Source organism: Peptostreptococcus sp. MV1, assembly GCF_000758885.1.
In the GTDB taxonomy this organism is placed as follows: Bacteria; Bacillota; Clostridia; order Peptostreptococcales; family Peptostreptococcaceae; genus Peptostreptococcus.
The window spans coordinates 1-19091 of the sequence record NZ_JRNB01000084.1 but is presented as its reverse complement, the minus strand read 5'-3'; the positions used below and the strand labels follow the sequence as shown (position 1 = coordinate 19091).

Below are 19091 nucleotides of genomic sequence, written 5' to 3'. Positions count from 1 at the left end.
GTGTATGTAATTTTTTCTGTAAATTAACCTTCTATGGCTAATCCGCCGATTAGGCAGTTAAAAAATAAATATTTGATTATTGGGAAGGCTGGTGAAAATCCAACCTCCCTTTAATTTATAATATTACTTAATTTTTTGCATGCCAATAAAAACTGCTATAAAGTCAGTTTTAAATCTAGTAACTTATGCGTTCTTCGAACATGATTGATAGCTCTTTGAATATAGAACCCCAATTTCTAATAGGGTAAGTCCATTTTTTGCTTATTTTTTCTACTGATAAAAACAAAGCTTTTTCCAGAGAAGATTTAGTCGGGAACACACTTCTATTCCTGTTTAATCTCTTAAACTGGGCATTGAGGCTCTCTATGTAACTAACATATTTAAGTGTATTCCTTACTTGATGCACTATACAACGTTGATATTCAGTGTTTGGAAAGGCTACACTTATAGACTCCTTAATACCTGTTAGGCCATCTGCACAAAGGATCATAATGTCTTTTAGACCTCTATTTTTTAGTTCATTGAATATAGATAACCAATATTTTGAGAATTCAGCATCTCCGACATAAAGCCCTAATACTTCTTTAATGCCTTCTAACCGCCCTTGTAAGTGTATGTGGCTATTTATTAACGCTTTTCCAATTTCATATTAAATTTTCAAATCCTTGTTATTTATCATTCCGCCAAACATTGTATGGTACATATCCTTAGAAGATTCTTCTATCTTGGTAATACTTGATATTTTATTCCCTGCATCCTTTGATGATGCTCCACAAAGATAAAAAGCTTCATTGTCAGTTCCATAGTCAATGCCAATATACCTATCGTGATATTTTTTCCCTGCAACTTTCATCTTAAGATTGATATTAGGATAATCTTTTCTAAAATCATTTAGGATATTTTTAGTAAGCATATCCTTATTTTTCACATTATCGCTAAATATGATGACTTCAACATTGTCTTTCGCAGATCTAAGAAGTTCTAATGTTTTTAGACCGATATAGTTATCTATGACATAAATACTTTTCTTTGCAGATTTATATATCTTAGTATAAGCAAGGTCAGCTTCTATCTTATCTCCATTCATCAAAAGAAAATGCTTGTATGTGTCCGGATCGATAAAATTATCCATAACCTTTTTCAAATCTTCTTTTGTTGCTAAAGTATTGATCTTATCCCCTAACTTTGCTATTTCCTTTGAATGTTGCATAATGTCATTTGTGTTCTGATTAGTCTGTACTGCTATTTGTAATAATTCTTTTGAGCTAATAAAGTCTTGGTTTTCGATGATAAAGTCTTTCATCTGCTTAAACATTCGTATTAAAGCCTTGCTTTGCTTAACAGCAAGTTCTCCCCTTAATACAGTCATAAGCATATAGATTCCTTGTTCCGTAAAGGCATAGGGTTTATACTTAATGTTACTTCCTCTACCTGTTCCTCTGTTCAAGGTCACATTTTGTGATCTTGAAAGTTCATCAACTTCATCATCAGTTAATTGGAACATAAAATCGTCATCAAATTTTTCGTTATTTCTTTTTACCTGTTGATTAAAAGCTCTTGTTTCATATCCATATATTTCAGCAAGTTCAAAATCAAGCATAACCTTTTGATTTCGTATATAGTAAATCTTGCTTTTTATTGTATTTTCGTCTATCACTACTATCTCTCTATTTTGTTCAGCCACAAAATTACACCTCCAATATATTTTTAAGTCAACAGCCTGTTGACCTTTTTCTTTATCTTAAATTAAGTTACTGCCTGTAACCCAATTGTTTATCACGGTCATCAAAGTCTAATTGGTATAATTATACCAAAAATATATGCTTTTTTCTATCTCTCAGCTTCCCGATAGCTATTGTCTTTATTTTGGTAATGCTCTTTTGTCCATGCTTTTTTGTCTATCTTCTTTAGCAATTCTCTTTTAAAATTCTTTAATGGCAAGTCTTATACTTGGCTTTTCTCCTCTTACGATTGCCTTTTGGTAGGCTATCTCTATTTCAATATTAATGTCTATATCAAATTCTTTGTTTACTTCTCCTACAAGATATTTGATATGGTTATCTACTATATTTGGGTTTCCATTTCCCCTGTTTGTCAATTTCTCTAAGGGTAAGTAAGATATGGGCGTGTGGTTGTTCTTCATTATCACTTGCCAAAGGATTATGGATATTACAGTTTGCTATCATTCCTTTAGAAGTAAAATTTTCTTCTATAAACTCACAGATTAGCTTTATCCTATCTTCTTCATTTAATTCTCTTGAAAGTGTAAAAAGTAAATTTCTTGCAAGCTGTGAGTTTTTGCTTTTCTCTATTTTTTCTACTTCATTCCATAAATATTCCCTGTTAGAAAATTTTTTGGGGATATGTTCCGGTAAGAATATTTTTGAAAAGATAAGGTCGTGTTTTTTGGTATAATCTTCTAGCTTTCCATATCTCTCGTCTCTTAATCTATCTCTTGCATTATATGCAGCTTTTGCCACGACTTTTTCACCGCTTGACCTTGTAACAATATCATCTTTCCTTTCATTTTTTTTGCATTTAGGCATAAGAAAAGCAGATAGATTTTTCTTAATATTTTTCTATCTGCTCGTCTTTATCCAATATTTAATCCAAAATTGCAATATCAACTTGTATAATGTACTTCCAAGTACTTCCAAAATTTTCTTACTAAAAAACTTTAAACAAGTATTTAGTATATACGATAATATTTTTACCCGATTAATTCAGATAATTTATTGTGTATCATGTCACATCCACCCTGGATATCCGATTCAAAATTAATAACCAAAAGTGGTTCATGAAGTGATGATCTCATCAAGAACCAACCCTTTTCATCCTTACAATTTACCCTAATGCCTTCATAATTTTCACTTACCTCATCCCATCCTTCTATGGATTTAACCTTTTCAGAAAGAGACTTGATAGTATTATTGGCATAAGTTTTGAAATCAGATTCTTGAATTTTTATTCTTATTTCCTTGTCTTCAAGAGACTCGTGAAGGTCCTCTATAAGCTGTCCTATATCCTTAGATTTTCTAAATAATTTTGCTGCCTTTACCAGTATTTTAGATATAAGATATGCACCATCATCTAGGAAATAATTTTCCTTTATAGCTGCATGGCCAGATGTTTCTATAGCAAGGTGACTTTCTCTGCCCTCTTCATTAAGCCTAATAGCCTCATTAATTACATTCTTATATCCCCTCTTGAACCTATGGTGAATACCTCCTCTTGACCTAATAAAGTCTGCTAGGCCATTTGAAGTAACTGAATCTGTAACTATTGTAGTTGATGGATGTTCTTCTAATATAATACTTGATATTACTGCTATTAAGGCATTTTTATTTATAGACTTTCCATCAGAACCTACAATAGCAGCCCTATCCACATCAGTATCAAATATTATACCTAAATCTGCTTTATTATCTAGGGTTGCCTGACATATACTTGCCATAGCTTCCTTATTTTCTGGGTTAGGTATGTGGTTAGGGAACATTCCATCAGGATTTAAGAATTGACTACCTTCAGTATCTGCGCCCAGTCTAGCCAATACCTTGTCAGCAAAAAATCCGCCAGCACCATTACCCGCATCAACTATAACCTTCATACCGGCAAGTGGTCTATCGTAGTCATCGCTACTACTTACGCCTGCCCTTATCTTTTCAACTAAAATATCAGCATAGTCATCTATTAAATTTTTTTTCACAAGGCTAGACTTAGACCTTGATTCTACAAAATTACCAGACACGCAAATATCTATTACATCTTTTAGGTCTGATTTTTCTAGGCATCCCTTGTTTGTAAACATCTTTAGACCGTTGTAGACATATGGCATATGACTAGCAGTGAACATAATGGCACCATCACACTTGTATCCATCTATTATTGTAGACATAAACATAGCCGGAGTAGTCGCCATACCGCAATCTACTACATCCACACCTATTTCTGTCAGAGCCTCAACACAGGCCTCCCTAAAGTCAGGACCTGTCAACCTTGAATCTGTACCGATAGAAATACTTATATGGTCTTTCTTGTCCTTGTCTATAATCCATGTAGCAAACCCACGAACTAAGGTCTTGACATCTTCTCTTGTAAGGGTAATATCAAGGTCAGACTTGTCATCCTTGTAGGCAACACCCCTAATATCAGTTCCGTTTTGCAATGAATATAATTTATCCAATCTATACACCCCCGATGACTATTTAATGTTTAATGAAGCTTTTTCAGCATCCTTAATAAAGGCGTCAATACCTCTATCAGTTAAAGGGTGGTTTATCATCTGCATGATTACCTTGTATGGAACTGTAGCAATATCTGCACCCATCTTTGCTGCTTCGATAACATGTAGTGGATTTCTAACGCTTGCAACGATTATTTCAGTAGCTATGTAGTTTACTTCAAATATTTCAGTTATTTCCTGAATCAGCCTTAAACCATCAAAAGATATATCGTCTAGTCTACCTACGAAAGGGCTCACATAACTTGCACCAGCTCTAGCAGCTAGTAGGGCCTGTGAAGCTGAGAATATCAAAGTAACATTTGTACGTATACCTTTTTCACTAAGGTACTTAACTGCCTTCAAACCTTCAGCACACATTGGTATCTTTATAACTATATTTTCATGGATAGCAGCTAGCTTTTCAGCCTCTTCTATCATCTTTTCGTGTTCCATGCTCAAGACTTCCGCACTTATCGGACCATCTACTATAGTAGTGATTTCGTTAACCACCTCAGTAAAGTCTCTTCCTTCTTTGGCTATCAATGAAGGGTTAGTTGTTACACCACAAACAACTCCTAGGTCATTAGCTTCCTTTATTTCATCAATATTAGCTGTGTCAATAAAAAATCTCATCTTTTGCCTCCTTAAATTTTTATAAATTAGTTTTAAATTTTTTGCATTCACCTAGTATTATATATGAAGGCGGATACTTTTTCTAGACCCTTTCTCTTCTAGCCTTGCGCACAATTTTTTTTCTCTTGGCTGCTTTCTTTCTAATAAACTCTATATTTTTAATAAAAATATTAACCTTGACCACAATATACATTGCATTAATAGCAATTTTCATGTAAAATATAGGTATATGTTGTGAAATTATGTTTTATAAAAAAAAATCATTATGCTATAGATAAAAGCACTAATAGGGAGGTAAAAATGTCATTTAAAAATAAAATTGGAGATGGATTTGCAAAACTGAAGTCCAATAAAAAAATGCAAATCTACTTGGGTGTAGCGGCAGTTGTCGTTATAGTGGCAGTTGGAGGTGTTATAATATATAACAATACCAGAAAGGACTCTACTCCAGTTGTCCAAACATACACAATACCAGAAAATGAAAAAATATTTATAAACGGAATCATAGTTCCTAAACAAAGCAAGGAAATAATGGGACCAGCTAATGGTTCTACACCAGATATTAGAGTTAGTAATGCCCAGAGTGTAAAGAGTGGAGATGTTCTATACATAGTAAAGGACGAAGTTGCAATACAGGAAATAGCGTCTATCAAAACTCAAATTAGTAATTTAATCAACGAAAAAAGAGCTCTACAGTCTGATGATCCTGGTTTGATTACGATCAATAACCAAATAGCAACCTTAAATACTAGTCTTTCAAGTGCTAACGCCAAGGCCTATACTAAGGTAAAGGCTCCTTTTGACGGCAAGGTTTACCTAAATAATCAAAAGCATTCTGGTTCATCCGACGCTGCAGCAAATGCAGCCTTGATGACTATTCAGTCTACAGACTATGTAATGAATGGTCAGATTAGCGAACAGGACCTTAACAAGATCAAAAAAGATATGACTGCAGATGTAACTATACTATCTTCAGGGGATACAGTTAAGGGACGTATTAACTACATTTCTGAAAGACCTCAGATTTCTAGTTCTGCAGGTCAGGGAGATGCTGCATCTTCTCTGTCACTATATAATGTAGTCATGACTTTTGACACACAGGAAGGTATAGTAAATGGCTACCATACTCAGGCAACTATTGAAGTAAATACTGACAAGCACAAGGTTCCTACAAAGGCTATTGTAAATGATGGTAGTGAAATCTACGTCTTTACACAGGTAGATGGCTATTTAAGAAAAGTAAATGTGGAAATCTTATCAGATAGTGAAGATTACTCAATGGTTTCAGGAGATCTAAACGAAAATGATGTTGTTGTTAAAAACCCTACTAAGACAATGAAGGATGGAGATCCTGTCCCTTCTGACCATGCCCATAAGTAGTCAGAACTGAGGTTGAATAAAATGCAAATAAAATTAGAAAATGTACAGAAGTATTACAAAGTAGGGAAAGAAAAACTTCACATACTAAAAAACCTAAACTTAGAGATAGAAGAAGGCGAATTCGTAATGATTATGGGTAAGTCTGGTAGTGGTAAGACTACTCTATTAAATGTGTTAGGATTCTTAGATAAGATTGATGAGGGGCAGTACATATTCAATAATATTGATGTCAGTACCCTAAGCGAAAATAAAAGATCTGAATACAGGGCAAGGTATGCTGGTTTCGTATTTCAGCAATTTAACCTCATAGACACTATAAATGTCTATCAAAATATTGAGGTTCCACTAATCTATGGTGGTGTAAAGGACAAGAATAAAAGAAAAGAATTAATATACGAAAAATTAAACCAGGTAGGTTTGACAGATAAGGCATTAAGCTCACCTAACCACCTATCTGGCGGTCAGAAACAAAGAATCGCAATTGCTAGAGCCTTGGTTAACAGTCCAAAGATAATATTTGCAGATGAACCTACTGGTGCATTGGATAGTGATACTGGTAGAGACATAATGGAATTACTATCTGACCTGAACAAAAAAGGCACTACAATTATTATGGTTACTCATGACCAAGATATGACCAAGTACGCCACTAGGGTTGTTACCCTAAAGGACGGTGCTTTTGTAGAGGAGGTTTAGGATGTTAACACTGTTAAAAAATTCAATAGAAAACCTCAAGGGACATAAATTACGTTTAATAGTTGCTTTTATATGGATAATAACAGGTATTACGTCAGTAGTATTTGTCAGTTCGGTTGGTAATGCAATGAGTCATGTTTTTAAACAGGCCTTCCAGACCATCGATCCCAAAACTGCAATAGTCTACTTCGATTCATCTGAGGCAAAAACAAGCGAAAACCTCTTGACACCATTCCTATCATCGGATGTACAAGAACTTCAGACAATAGAAGGTGTCGATAAGGTAAAACCATCGAATAAGCCTATGACAGAAATGATATCCTTTGGCGATGAAAACATCTACTCAACCAATGCATTATACTATGACAAGCAGACACATATAGGTTTTGCCTCTGCCCTAACCCACAAATACAAGATGATAAAGGGTAGACCACTGTCTACATCTGATACTGGAAAAAGAGTTGTCGTTATAGACAGTCAGACAAAAGAAGCCTTGTTCGAAAAGCTAGATCCAATTGGTAAGGGTATCACAGTAGGTAATCTTACATTTGAAGTGGTCGGCGTATGCGATGCTGATAAGGTATATGACCCAGTAGACCACAAATTTAGAAAAAAAGGTGCTTTTGATAATATACCTGCTTATTCAGTAATACCAAATGATGTCTACAACTTTATAACTGGCAAGAATGTTAAAACAGGTGCTATCAACCACATCAGCGTTACTGTAAAGGATGGATTTGATATACCAAAAATCGCCAAAAATGTTGCAGATAAAATGACAGAACTTCATCCAAAGCTAGAAGGTGAATACAAGGTTAGAGATCAGTCTACTATACAGAAATCTACAGAAGCCATGACAAAGGGTATCGATAAATTCGTCCTAGTTATAACTGCTGTTGCAATGTTTGTTGGTGGAGTTGGTATCATGAACATCATGTATGTATCAGTAATGGAGAGAAGCAAGGAAATAGGTATCAGAAGAGCCTTGGGAGCCAAGCCTTCCACAATTATGTACCAATTCCTAGTTGAATCGGTCTTCATCACATCATGTGGTGGTGTCCTAGGTATAATTATAGGATATGCCGTTACTATATATTCTAAAAACGTAATGCCATTTAGACCTATGCCGAGCTTTAATAGCTTTGTATACTCCTTCTTGGCCATAGTAATTACCGGTATAATATTTGGACTAGTTCCAGCCCACAAGGCTTCTAAAGTCGACCCAATAAAAATTATTTATAAGTAAATATGCAAAGAGATTGATCAAGTGATTAATCTCTTTTCTTATACACAGCCATCTAGGTAGATATTATTTAAACAGATCCAAATGGCAGCATTAGCTATCCATAGGGATTCAGCAAATAAGTATTTAACTACAAGTATATTATACAAGGAGGTATTTATGAGCAAAATTTTAATAAAAAACGGAAACTTAATAAATCCAGCGACTAATTTTAATGGAATAGTTGATATACTGATTGAGGACGGCATCGTAAGGGAGATATCACCAAAAATATCCTCTGACTATTCTAACTATGATAATGTAATAGATGCTAAAAATATGATAGTATCACCTGGTCTTATTGATATACACTCACATTTCAGGGACCCTGGATTCACCCATAAGGAAGACCTGATGTCTGGAGCTGAATCTGCGGCTGCTGGAGGATATACTACTGTCATACTAATGGCCAATACTAATCCTAAAATAGATTCAGTAAAAAATCTTAACTATGTACTCGATAAGGCAAAAGACTGCCCTATCAATATACTTCAAGAAGCAGCCCTTACAATTGACTTCAAAGACCAGCTGGTGGACATGGATAGTCTCCACCAGGCAGGAGCTGCAGGATTTACCAATGATGGCGTCCCTGTAATGAACACAAAAACGCTAAGAAATGCCATGCTAAAGGCTGCCGAATTAGATACGGTTATTGCCCTTCATGAAGAAGATAATAGCTTAATTGATAATCATGGTGTAAATGCTGGACCAACAGCCCAAATGCTAGGTCTGAAGGGCGCTCCTAGAGTTTCCGAAGATATTATGGTAGCCAGAGACTGTATGCTAGCCCTTGAAACAGGTGCCTGTATAGATATCCAGCATATTAGCTCTGGCAATGCCGTTGACTTTATTAGGTATGCCAAGTCAATTGGCGTCAAGGTATTTGCAGAGGCTACTCCCCACCATTTTACCCTAACAGAAAGAGATGTTTTTGAACACGGTGTAATGGCCAAGATGAACCCACCACTTAGGTCTAGTGAAGATAGGGAAAAAATAATTGCTGGCCTAATTGATGATACAATAGAAATAATAGCTACGGACCATGCTCCCCACGCTGAACATGAAAAAAATGTAGAATTTACTAGGGCACCAAGTGGAATAATAGGTTTGGAAACTGCTCTTCCACTTGCAGTCACAGAATTAGTGAGAAAAAACCGTCTATCCATGATTCATATGTTGAGCAAGTTTACATCAAACCCAGCCAAATACTACAAATTAGACAAGGGTGATATCCAGGTCGGTAAGGTTGCAGATATATGTATCTTTGATCCTAATCAAGAATACAAAGTAGAAGGCTTTAAATCAAAGTCATCAAATTCGCCGTTTATAGGCCGCAACCTATATGGTAAGGTCAAATACACTATAGTTGCCGGCAAAATCGTCTACAAGGAATAATGTAGAGCCCTCTCCTAGGTGAATAGATTCACATAATTATATAAAAGGACTCAACCTAGTTTTAAACAAACGAGTATGAGTCCTTTTATATAATAAAATCTGTGATTCATATTATATATATTTATAAAACATATATTTTTACTTGTATTTTGTATCTGCCCTCACCAGGCTATATACGAGTACTCAAAACAAGTTGATAGTAAATACCCAACCTATCCAGACTATTACATTCTCCCCTTACTAGCTTTTCTTTTTCAAGCTTTGATAATTTCTTTATATATACCTCAAACTTCATAGCATCAGACTTGGTATTTGACACGATATAAAATTCCAGCTTATGAAATCCCTTAGCCCTTACATACTTGGCTCCTTTTCCAGCCTTGTGAAGCTCCATCCTATGAACTATGTCATTAGTATAGCCACAGTATAGGCTATCATCCTTGCACCTCAATAAATAAGTAAAATACATACCTAACAGCCCGCAAATTCCCTTAGTATCAACCAAGCCTTTATATCTATATTTACATCCTTCCTATTGAGCAAGTCTCTAACGTCTTTCCTAGTCATATACATGGGCTCTATCAGCTCTGTATCTTCCATATAGGCCTTAGATAGGTTTCCCTCTACATTACCGTACACAATTGCCAAAGACTCATCAGACATGCCTACAGATGCATATGCCTTGTTACAAGTCCTACCTTTATCAATCTTAGAAAGAATCAAACCTGTTTCTTCCCTCATCTCCCTAATAGCAGTATCATAAATATCATCACCTGGATATACAAGACCCGCTGGCAAGGAATATATATAGTCGTTGATTGGTATCCTAAACTCCTTTATTACTACTATAGCATCCTGCACACCATCAATAGTTTTATATCCTACTATTATAACAGCATCCACTCCATCAGATTTTCTATTATTCAAAATTTTATCTGTGTAGTCTTTTTCAGACATCCTAGATGCAACTATCCATTTTTTATCATTTTCCATCTTATCTTTATAATCTACTTCAAAAACATTTAAAAACTTTGATTTATAAACACTAATTATCTTTTTTATTTTAGGAAGTTTAATATTATTATCCATTTTTTAGCCTTTCTATTTACTTTTTAAGTAAAATATTGTATAATATAAATATAGTAAAGGGGTGATTTTATGCTAGATAAAAACAAATCTGACAATATGTCATGTAAAAACAAAAAATTCTTCGATTTTGTTGAAAAACACCTCAATGATTTTGTCGAAATCGATTCTTACCTAAGCAGGTCAAAACTCTATGGTATAGTATCTGAATACGATGATTTATCATTAACCCTTTCTCGAACTGATATGGACGAGAAAAACCCACACTACAATAACCAAAAGGTTTTGTACGTTCCATTGAACTCAATTAAGTCTATTAAAATATTGTAGTTTACAAATACCGAGATAAATTTTATCTCGGTATTTTTTTCATCTAATATAAACTTTTCTACACCATGCCTAAAATGCATACCTAGAAACTGGCCTCACCCAAAAATTGTCGACCAATCCCTAATTATAGGATTATTCTCCTCTTACAGAATGTTGAAACCTTTTCTACTATTCCAGCTAAAATTTCATCTAATTCTTGACTAACTTCACCAATGCCCTCAGTCGATAGCTTGACTACTTCTGGCGACATTGGCAATTCAGCTAGCATATCAAGTGAGTGTTCCTTGATAAATTCGTCCCAACCCTCATCGTCAAACATTTTGATCTTTTCAGAACAATTTGGACATTGAATATAGCTCATGTTTTCTATGATACCTATGACTGGTACGTTCATCTGCTTTGCCATATTAACAGCCTTAGAAACAATCATAGAAACTAAATTTTGAGGCATAGACACCATCACGACACCCTTGATAGGAATTGACTTCATTACAGTTAGGGCTACATCACCTGTTCCTGGAGGCATATCTATCAATAGGTAGTCCAAGTCTCCCCACAATACGTCTGAATAGAACTGCTGAACTACTGAACCTATCATAGGTCCTCTCCATATTACCGGCTTGCTCTCATCATCCATTATAAGGTTTAGGGAAATTACCTTAATACCATTTGGAGCTGTAACTGGTATGATATTATCACCATCTGAATAGGCTGTTTGATTGTCTATATGCATCAACCTAGGTATACTTGGACCTGTGATATCAGCATCTAATATACCAACCCTATATCCTTCTGAATTTAATTTCTTAGCTATTAGAGTTGTCATTGTAGACTTACCTACTCCACCCTTACCACTCATTACACCAACTATGTGTCTAATCTTATTCTTGTTTCCAGCAGCCTTAAACTCTGGATTAGAATTTTCACCATTTGTCATTATATAATCCTCCTGATTCTGTTAATTAATTTATCTTTTGTTTCTTTATCAGCGAAGGAAGCCTCCACTGCAGACTCGTATAATTTTTTGTAGCTAGTCATATCAATACTCAAGACCTTACCAACCATATCCAACTCATCTGTGAGGCTGGTATTGGATACTGTCCTATTATCCGTATTGATAGAAATACTAATACCATTTATATAATAGTATATAGCAGGATGTTTTTCAAGTGCCTTAACTGCCTTTGTCTGCAAATTGCTAGTTGGGCAAACTTCTAGATTTATATTTTTTTCCTTGACTAGCTTATAGGCTTTTTCAGATTGGTAAAGGTTTACACCATGCCCAATCCTTTGAGCCCCAAGGACTTGAATAGAATCCAATACATTCTGACCAGATCCTGCCTCACCAGCATGGATAGTGATATTATACCCCATATTCCTAGCAAGACTCATGGCATTTATGAATTTCTGAGCAAAACCTTCATCTTCTGGGCCTGCTAAATCCACTCCGACAAGCCCCTTGCCCAAATATTTATAACCAGCATTAATAGTATCAATAGCAGCCTGCTCACTCAAATTCTTCATACAGCAAACTATAATATTACCTTCAATATTGTAAGTGCTCTTTGCCCTATTCATACCAGATATTACACTGGCTATTATCTCATCTTGTCCTAGTCCCTCTCTCGTATGTAAGACAGGGGCAAACCTAAGCTCCAGGTAGGCAACATTTTCCCTGTAGGCGTCCTCAAACACTTCATAGCTAAGCCTCTCTAGAGATTCAGCATCCTGCATAACTATAAGTGGCAGGTCAAATTTTTCCAGGTATGTCACAAGCGAATCACAATCGCCCTCCACCTTTAAAAGCTCTCCTATATTATCTTCATTTATACCACCATCTAGTCCCTTTTTTCTCAACAGGTCCAAGACTGAACTCGGTCTCAAAGACCCATCTAGGTGGCAATGAAGCTCTATTTTTGCTACATCAAAAAAATTCATTGGCCTTCACCTCCCTTTGTCTTTTTCATAAAAGAACCTCCCTTTATAATCAAGACTACTTTAAGCATATATTTTTGTTGATATACAAATATACTGATATGCGAACCACATACCAGTATATTCTATTTATTCTATTCACTTAAATTATATTCATATATTATTTACTAATGGCTAAAGACTAACGTGACCGCTCATCCTGCCTAGTTCCTCAGTAATATTAATAGAATGGTCAGATATTCTCTCCAAATTACTAATAATATCAAGGAAGTATATGCCTGCTTCTACAGAACAAGAACCGCTATGTAGTCTAGCCATATGAGAATTTCTAGCATTTTGTTCTAGTATATTGATTTCCTTTTCCCTCTCAGCTATAGTAGCTGCTAGTTCAAAATCGCTTGTCTTAAGAGCTGTTATTGAATCATAGAAGTTATTTGATGCCAACTCAAATATAACATCCAACTCCTTAGAAGCATCCTCTGTAAATACAACCTTCTTGTCTTCCATAAACTGTGATATTTCAGCTATATTATCAGCGTGGTCACCAACTCTCTCTATATCATTAACTATATGGAACAAAACGTCCGCCTTGATTCTCTCTACATCACTAATATTTCTGTTAGAAAGGGCAAACAAGAAGTTAGTAATGTCTAATTGCAATGTATTTATAATCCTCTCGTATCCAAAAGTCTTTTCCCTCTTCTCCTGACTAAAAGTCTTTACAGCATCATAGGCAGAATTCAGAGATCTAGTTGAACGACTGGCCATTCTAATTACTTCATCAACAGTATTTGAAAGGGCAATTGATGGTGTCTCCAAGATTCTCTCGTCCAAGAACTTTGTAGTGTGGATATTTTCCTCTTCATCTTCCTTTGTATAAGGAACCAACTTTGTAGCTAGCTTGACCAAATATGAACTAAATGGCAATAAAACTATAACATTTACTAGATTAAATAGGGTATGTGCATTGGCAATCTGCCTAGGAACATTTGTAGGATCAATCCTAGTTACTATTGAAATTATAGGCTTGCTCAATACAAGTATAAATAATATGGTACCTATAACATTAAAACACATATGCATAATAGCTGCTCTTCTAGCATTCCTACTAGCTCCTATTGTAGATAGTAGCGAAGTAACACAGGTACCTATATTATCACCGTATAAAACTGGCAAAGCGGCAGTAATAGGCAACAAACCCTGTGAAGCCAGAACAATCAATATACCTATAGATGCACTTGAACTCTGGATTGTACCTGTAATTAAAAAACCTGCCAAAATACCTAGTACAGGATTCTTACTCAAGTATAACATGGCATCATGTACCTCTTGCATCTCAGAAACTGGAGCTGCTGCAGCCTTCATAAAGTTCATACCTACAAATAAAATACCAAAACCTATCAATATCTCACTGATATTCTTAATATTTTTCTTCTTTGTAAAGAACCAAAATATCATACCAATACCAATGGAAATAGGAGCATACTTTTCAATACTAAATGACACCAACTGGGCAGTCACAGTAGTACCTATATTAGCCCCCATGATAACACCAACCGCCTGTTGCAATGACATAATACCGGCATTTACGAAACCAATTGTCATAACAGTAGTAGCACTCGAACTCTGTATAATGGCTGTAACCAAAGTACCAATCAAGACACCCATAATCCTATTAGTTGTCAACATCTCAATAATCTTCTTTAGTTTATCGCCTGCAGCTTTCTGCAGACCATCCCCCATTACATTCATTCCATAAAGGAACATACCCAATCCACCGATTAGGGAAATTGCAACATTCATATTATTTACACCTCGTACTCTCATAAAATTATGCCCTATGACACATTTATTTTTCTTCCCTTACAATAATACCATGAAAGGCAAAAAAAATGTTAATAGAAGGTTAAATTTAACATTCTATTAACATACATATAAATATTATAACTTGGTCTTAATCTTGTAAAAGATATTATCCAAAGCTTCCTCATCCCTTAGTTTTGGCTTGATAAAATAGGTATTCTTCTGTAGAGGACCTACATTCATATAACCCCTATTGCTAATATTTATCCTACGAAGGTCTTCTTCATACTCTCTAGAACCTGCCCTAATAATACCAACCCTTCCTTGAGCTCCGTCTATTTGGAAGTACTGGGCAACACTTAGATCTTCATCTGCAGACCTATTGATAGCCTCTGTATTTTCTATATAGTGCTGAAGGTCCATATATCCCCTCTCATAGACACTCCTCGATATATTGTAAGGCAATAGTTCTATCAGTCTGACATCCAACTTGCTATTTATAGTCAACCTCATAAAGTCAACCAATTCATCATCATTAAAGTCCTTAATAGCCACACAATTTATCCTAACATCTACATTAGCAGCCTGGCAAGCATCTATAGATAGGTATACCTCTTTTAGATTTCCACCATTAGTCAGGGCCTGATACCTATACTCCTTCAAAGAATCCAAAGAAATATTGACGCTATTGAGCCCCAGATTTTTCAAATTGAGTATCCTTGTACCCAGACCTATGCCATTAGTAGTAATACCTATATCGGCCACACCACAGTCATGCGCATAGGCAACCAAGTCTTCCAAATGCCTATACAAAAGAGGTTCACCACCAACAAATTTAATCTTCTTTAGACCCCTATCTGCGAAAAATTTTATAATCGCCTTAAAATCATCTGGAGTCATAGCCTGGTCATCTTGACCAATAATATTAACTTCTTCCTCCTGCTTTGAATACATAACCGGGTAATTATTTTCCTCGGTAAGTATCAACCTTAAATATGTTAAATCGTTCAATCAAACCACCTCTTAACATTGAAATTTCATTTCATATACATATATAATACCCTTAAATGATATTTGAATTAAAATATATGAAATATCTAGCTAAAATTCTATATTTCAAATTTCCAACCAAAGACTACTTGAAAATCTTCATCAAGCTGTCTACCATAATCTTTGATATAATCCTCTTTTGCTCCATATACTCATAGTAGTTTTCAAACTCGTAACAAACATAGTCCAAGCCCTCTGAAGCAATTTTTCTCATCTTGGACAGGTTGCTCTCAAAGAATATATCTATCCTACCAACCTGATTAATAACCTTATAAATACAATCATACATATCATCTATAATCTTGATACTGTACTCACCAAAAGAATCCATAAGATTATAAAGACTGTCCTTTGTAAGAAGGGACCTCTTGTAGTATCTGATAAAATTAGAAAAATCATCAACATTATTGTCAGGCTCCAACTCAAATAATATCCTAAAGAAGAGATTCCAAGGAACTTCTATATTCATCTTATCCATAAATATATTAGCAATATCTCTAGAAAATCCATCGTCAAATCTTGGCTCATGTTCTAGGATCAGCTCATCATTGAAGTTAATATCCTTAGTCAAAAATTCATTTATCTTCTTGTACTCTTCTGTCATAAAGGCACTCAGGCCATCTATACTGTCCTCATACTTATTGAGCGAATAATCCAAGATAGTCTCACAAGGCTTCTTAAAATCTATGGCAAAGGCCAACTGCTCGTCCATCTTGTAGGTGATAGTATCATATAAAAGCTTTGAAAATACAGTCTTGATCTCATCCCTACCAAACTTGGAATTTAACTTTGAATCCGGCTTGAAGTTCTTGTATATGCTGAGCAATTGGTCATCTATCATAGTCAGATTGTTCTTGATAGATATCATCATATCCTTGATAAACTGGTCTTCAAGTAGATATGTCGTATTTTTATAGATAATCTTGTGCTCTATCTCACTCCAAAAGACATTTACCAGAGACTTGATCTGTAGTTCAAACTTTATCTTTCTATTCAAAAACTTGTACTCACCGTCTATTTTATAGATTTCAAAGCCATTTTTTTGTTTGAGTGGCTGTTTTTCAAACATGTATAACCTAATATTCTTGTTGGACTTGGCATAAAAGTACTTTCTATCATCAGTCTGCTTGAAGTAATTTTTAATCTGCATAAAAATTTCCTTCTCATCTTTGATAAATTTGCACTCTATCCTTACCCCTATAATATCCGGTATTTCAGAAAATAAAAGCTCTGGGTCATCGTAGTCCATAAGGTACCTATTTCTGATAATTTTCTCCTTTAAACTACTCTCGGACTTTATTCTAGAGCTGACAGACATCAGTTCATTTTCCTTGAGTGGTATTGAACCAAAGAACTTGACTAGCTCGTATTCGATTGCCTCTAGTGTTTGGTGCTGATTTCTCAGTATATCTATAGCTGATTCGATAAATTCGAACTCCTGTAAACTCATGACTTCCTCCCAAAAAAATAAATCTTCCTATGTGTATATTATACCAAATAAAATCGTTTTTTTAAACACTACATATTGAAGCAAAATGATGGCTTGAGACCTTGCATACTTGCCTATAAACCCGAGTAAAAATTTGTAGTATCATCTGCTTGCCAGGCTAAAATTCCGAATGTGCAAGCACTCGGATATTTTTACGCCTGTCTTTGCAGTGATTCTACTTAATTTTTCTCTGATTGTTTATTAGGCAAGATGCAGGTCTTTTCACCATTATATTGGTTTTTGATATATAAATTATAATTTTTTTGCTACTACAACAAATCTACCCTCTTCAACAAAATAGCTGCAAGTCGATAGCATGATGATTTGATCGCTGTAGTTGATGTCTTTTACCTCGTCATACATTGATACGTTAGAGAGTCCAGCTAGAAAATCTACAAAAGATTCCATTGTAATATCTCCGTTGTATTCATAATATCTGAAGTGCGGTTTGTCCAAATCAACATAAAAGGCACCTACCACCTGATATTTTCTATTCTCACCCATCGTATTAAAATAAACAAATTTATGCTCATTTTTGTAATTTTTATTTTTGTAATTTTCCAAGGTCCCAAACAAAGAACTATTCTTCATATGATGGGCATATATTGTAAATATCCTCTTGTCAGGACTAAGCCCTTCTCCTATATATGGTGTCCCACTAATAGAATACTTTTTTTGAAAATTTCTTCTCAAATAGTAGTCTGGAGCACTGGGTGTAGTCATAACAGGGTAATCGATCGGAGTGTTTGGTATTGTAAGCCATCCCACACAATCCTTATTTTCGGATTTTAAAATTTGGCCTAGTCTATCATTTGCCTTGGATTTATCCTTGTTTGATACCCTTCCTCCTGTAGTGGTATTCTTATCTTTGGCTATCTTTATTTTGTGTCTCAAGTCTTCAAAGTTTTTATTTTCTCTACGCTCTGTCAATTTAATATCTATAATTTTGTAGCTAGAAAATACAATAAAAGCAATTAATACAATTTGAACAAACCTTATTATAGTATTTTTCTTGCCTGATTTCATAAACCTCACCTCCTATTATTTAAAATACACGAAAATCTATTTATCCAAAAGAGGTTAGATAAATCTAACCTCTTTTCAGACTGAACATTTATTTCTGTTCGTTATTCACTTTTTTTGAACTATCTTGTTGTTCTCCTCTTGATGCTCAATAGCACAAGTCCCAATCCTGAAAGTATAAGCATGCCTACATAAAGCATAAAGTTGCTTATATCATTAGTCTTGGCTGGCCCTCTTGAGCTCTGTGTGTTGTTGTATCCTTGCTGTGTTTGTTTGCCCTGGCTTGAATTTCCGGAGTATCCTTGCTGTGTTTGTTTGCCCTGGCTTGAATTTCCGGAGTTGCTGTTACCAGAGCTATTGTTGCTTCTATTTCCTCCATTCGAACCATTTGTTTCCTTATCTTTTAGCGCATCTACCATTACTATTGTGTTTCCACTTATTTCTGTCGTTCCTACACTTACCTTGCCATTAGCTACTGTAAATGTTATAGATGTTGCTAGCTGGTACTTGTCTGGAGCTGATAGTTCTGTAAATGTGTACTCACCGTCTTCTAAGTCAAAGCTTCTTGTAGTTCCATCTGTTACCCAAGTGTCTACTACTGTTCCATCTTTCTTTGTTAGGCTTATTTTTGCTCCTGATAGTTCTTTACCATCTCTTGTCAAAGCTCTCTTAGAGAAGTTAACTTTTGTAGTTTTAGTTCCTGGTTCTGGTGCCTTTTTATAGGCATCTACCATTACAAGAGTTCCATCTTCTAGCTTTTTATTTCC

18 protein-coding genes and 1 pseudogene are annotated in these 19091 nt (G+C 35.1%); 5 read left to right on the top strand and 14 right to left on the bottom strand.

Features of this window, described 5'->3' with window-relative positions:
- Positions 1–175 precede the first annotated feature (175 nt).
- From HMPREF1639_RS06315 to fsa, 5 genes and pseudogenes are all read right to left on the bottom strand, one after another.
- Positions 176–595, bottom strand: a pseudogene (locus HMPREF1639_RS06315) (transposase); the annotation flags it as partial.
- Positions 596–649: 54 nt separating this feature from the next.
- Entirely contained in the window at positions 650–1684 is a 1035-nt protein-coding gene (locus tag HMPREF1639_RS06310) for an ORF6N domain-containing protein (protein ID WP_036764551.1), read from the bottom strand.
- A gap of 373 nt (positions 1685–2057) precedes the next feature.
- Positions 2058–2546, bottom strand: coding sequence for a MobA/MobL family protein (locus HMPREF1639_RS06305; RefSeq protein ID WP_036764548.1), 489 nt, complete (start codon positions 2544–2546; stop codon positions 2058–2060).
- A gap of 164 nt (positions 2547–2710) precedes the next feature.
- The gene (locus HMPREF1639_RS06300; RefSeq protein ID WP_036764547.1) at positions 2711–4183 is read right to left on the bottom strand and encodes a phosphoglucomutase; all 1473 of its coding nucleotides are present in this window, start codon (positions 4181–4183) and stop codon (positions 2711–2713) included.
- Between the two features lie 18 nt (positions 4184–4201).
- Positions 4202–4855: a fructose-6-phosphate aldolase gene (fsa, locus tag HMPREF1639_RS06295; protein ID WP_036764544.1), complete on the bottom strand. Its 654-nt coding sequence runs from the start codon at positions 4853–4855 to the stop codon at positions 4202–4204.
- Positions 4856–5155: 300 nt separating this feature from the next.
- Between fsa and HMPREF1639_RS06290 the strand changes: the two genes are divergently transcribed.
- The 4 genes from HMPREF1639_RS06290 to HMPREF1639_RS06275 all read left to right on the top strand — a co-directional run bounded on the left by HMPREF1639_RS06290 (position 5156) and on the right by HMPREF1639_RS06275 (position 9608).
- Positions 5156–6235, top strand: a complete 1080-nt coding sequence (locus HMPREF1639_RS06290) for an efflux RND transporter periplasmic adaptor subunit (RefSeq protein ID WP_036764542.1) — start codon at positions 5156–5158, stop codon at positions 6233–6235.
- A 21-nt stretch (positions 6236–6256) separates the two neighbouring features.
- Positions 6257–6931, top strand: coding sequence for an ABC transporter ATP-binding protein (locus tag HMPREF1639_RS06285; RefSeq protein ID WP_036764539.1), 675 nt, complete (start codon positions 6257–6259; stop codon positions 6929–6931).
- Between the two features lies 1 nt (position 6932).
- The gene (locus HMPREF1639_RS06280; protein ID WP_036764537.1) at positions 6933–8177 is read left to right on the top strand and encodes an ABC transporter permease; all 1245 of its coding nucleotides are present in this window, start codon (positions 6933–6935) and stop codon (positions 8175–8177) included.
- 156 nt (positions 8178–8333) lie between these two features.
- Entirely contained in the window at positions 8334–9608 is a 1275-nt protein-coding gene (locus tag HMPREF1639_RS06275; protein WP_036764536.1) for a dihydroorotase, read from the top strand.
- Between the two features lie 169 nt (positions 9609–9777).
- Here HMPREF1639_RS06275 and HMPREF1639_RS06270 read toward each other — a convergent pair whose 3' ends face one another.
- Positions 9778–10077, bottom strand: coding sequence for a GIY-YIG nuclease family protein (locus HMPREF1639_RS06270; RefSeq protein ID WP_036764533.1), 300 nt, complete (start codon positions 10075–10077; stop codon positions 9778–9780).
- Between the two features lie 2 nt (positions 10078–10079).
- On the bottom strand, positions 10080–10697 hold the full coding sequence (locus HMPREF1639_RS06265; RefSeq protein WP_036764532.1) for an NUDIX hydrolase: 618 nt from the start codon (positions 10695–10697) through the stop codon (positions 10080–10082).
- A 69-nt stretch (positions 10698–10766) separates the two neighbouring features.
- Here HMPREF1639_RS06265 and HMPREF1639_RS06260 point away from each other — a divergent pair, with 69 nt between their 5' ends.
- Positions 10767–11024 (top strand): hypothetical protein, encoded by a 258-nt coding sequence (locus HMPREF1639_RS06260; RefSeq protein ID WP_036764530.1) that lies wholly within the window; start codon positions 10767–10769, stop codon positions 11022–11024.
- 124 nt (positions 11025–11148) lie between these two features.
- Here HMPREF1639_RS06260 and HMPREF1639_RS06255 read toward each other — a convergent pair whose 3' ends face one another.
- The 7 genes from HMPREF1639_RS06255 to HMPREF1639_RS09380 all read right to left on the bottom strand — a co-directional run.
- Positions 11149–11961: an Mrp/NBP35 family ATP-binding protein gene (locus tag HMPREF1639_RS06255; protein ID WP_036764529.1), complete on the bottom strand. Its 813-nt coding sequence runs from the start codon at positions 11959–11961 to the stop codon at positions 11149–11151.
- Positions 11961–12962: an adenosine deaminase gene (add, locus tag HMPREF1639_RS06250; RefSeq protein WP_036764528.1), complete on the bottom strand. Its 1002-nt coding sequence runs from the start codon at positions 12960–12962 to the stop codon at positions 11961–11963. The genes HMPREF1639_RS06255 and add overlap by 1 nt, the downstream gene beginning before the upstream one ends.
- Before the next feature lie 171 nt (positions 12963–13133).
- Positions 13134–14762, bottom strand: coding sequence for a Na/Pi cotransporter family protein (locus HMPREF1639_RS06245; protein ID WP_036764526.1), 1629 nt, complete (start codon positions 14760–14762; stop codon positions 13134–13136).
- A 138-nt stretch (positions 14763–14900) separates the two neighbouring features.
- On the bottom strand, positions 14901–15773 hold the full coding sequence (locus HMPREF1639_RS06240; protein WP_036764524.1) for a radical SAM protein: 873 nt from the start codon (positions 15771–15773) through the stop codon (positions 14901–14903).
- A gap of 124 nt (positions 15774–15897) precedes the next feature.
- Positions 15898–17262: a GTP pyrophosphokinase gene (locus HMPREF1639_RS06235; protein ID WP_036764523.1), complete on the bottom strand. Its 1365-nt coding sequence runs from the start codon at positions 17260–17262 to the stop codon at positions 15898–15900.
- Between the two features lie 291 nt (positions 17263–17553).
- Positions 17554–18327 (bottom strand): class B sortase, encoded by a 774-nt coding sequence (locus HMPREF1639_RS06230; RefSeq protein ID WP_052045441.1) that lies wholly within the window; start codon positions 18325–18327, stop codon positions 17554–17556.
- A gap of 119 nt (positions 18328–18446) precedes the next feature.
- Positions 18447–19091, bottom strand: a 645-nt coding sequence (locus HMPREF1639_RS09380) for a SpaA isopeptide-forming pilin-related protein (protein ID WP_036764521.1), incomplete at its 5' end; no start/stop codon positions are given.

Excerpts from the sequence above, each read along its gene's own strand:
- HMPREF1639_RS06305 (WP_036764548.1), bottom strand. The coding sequence starts at position 2,546 with ATGCCTAAATGCAAAAAAAATGAAAGGAAAGATGATATTGTTACAAGG.
- fsa (WP_036764544.1), bottom strand. The coding sequence starts at position 4,855 with ATGAGATTTTTTATTGACACAGCTAATATTGATGAAATAAAGGAAGCT.
- HMPREF1639_RS06290 (WP_036764542.1), top strand. The coding sequence starts at position 5,156 with ATGTCATTTAAAAATAAAATTGGAGATGGATTTGCAAAACTGAAGTCC.
- HMPREF1639_RS06285 (WP_036764539.1), top strand. The coding sequence starts at position 6,257 with ATGCAAATAAAATTAGAAAATGTACAGAAGTATTACAAAGTAGGGAAA.
- HMPREF1639_RS06280 (WP_036764537.1), top strand. The coding sequence starts at position 6,933 with ATGTTAACACTGTTAAAAAATTCAATAGAAAACCTCAAGGGACATAAA.
- HMPREF1639_RS06275 (WP_036764536.1), top strand. The coding sequence starts at position 8,334 with ATGAGCAAAATTTTAATAAAAAACGGAAACTTAATAAATCCAGCGACT.
- HMPREF1639_RS06270 (WP_036764533.1), bottom strand. The coding sequence starts at position 10,077 with ATGTATTTTACTTATTTATTGAGGTGCAAGGATGATAGCCTATACTGT.
- HMPREF1639_RS06265 (WP_036764532.1), bottom strand. The coding sequence starts at position 10,697 with ATGGATAATAATATTAAACTTCCTAAAATAAAAAAGATAATTAGTGTT.
- HMPREF1639_RS06260 (WP_036764530.1), top strand. The coding sequence starts at position 10,767 with ATGCTAGATAAAAACAAATCTGACAATATGTCATGTAAAAACAAAAAA.
- HMPREF1639_RS06255 (WP_036764529.1), bottom strand. The coding sequence starts at position 11,961 with ATGACAAATGGTGAAAATTCTAATCCAGAGTTTAAGGCTGCTGGAAAC.
- add (WP_036764528.1), bottom strand. The coding sequence starts at position 12,962 with ATGAATTTTTTTGATGTAGCAAAAATAGAGCTTCATTGCCACCTAGAT.
- HMPREF1639_RS06245 (WP_036764526.1), bottom strand. The coding sequence starts at position 14,762 with ATGAATGTTGCAATTTCCCTAATCGGTGGATTGGGTATGTTCCTTTAT.
- HMPREF1639_RS06235 (WP_036764523.1), bottom strand. The coding sequence starts at position 17,262 with ATGAGTTTACAGGAGTTCGAATTTATCGAATCAGCTATAGATATACTG.
- HMPREF1639_RS06230 (WP_052045441.1), bottom strand. The coding sequence starts at position 18,327 with ATGAAATCAGGCAAGAAAAATACTATAATAAGGTTTGTTCAAATTGTA.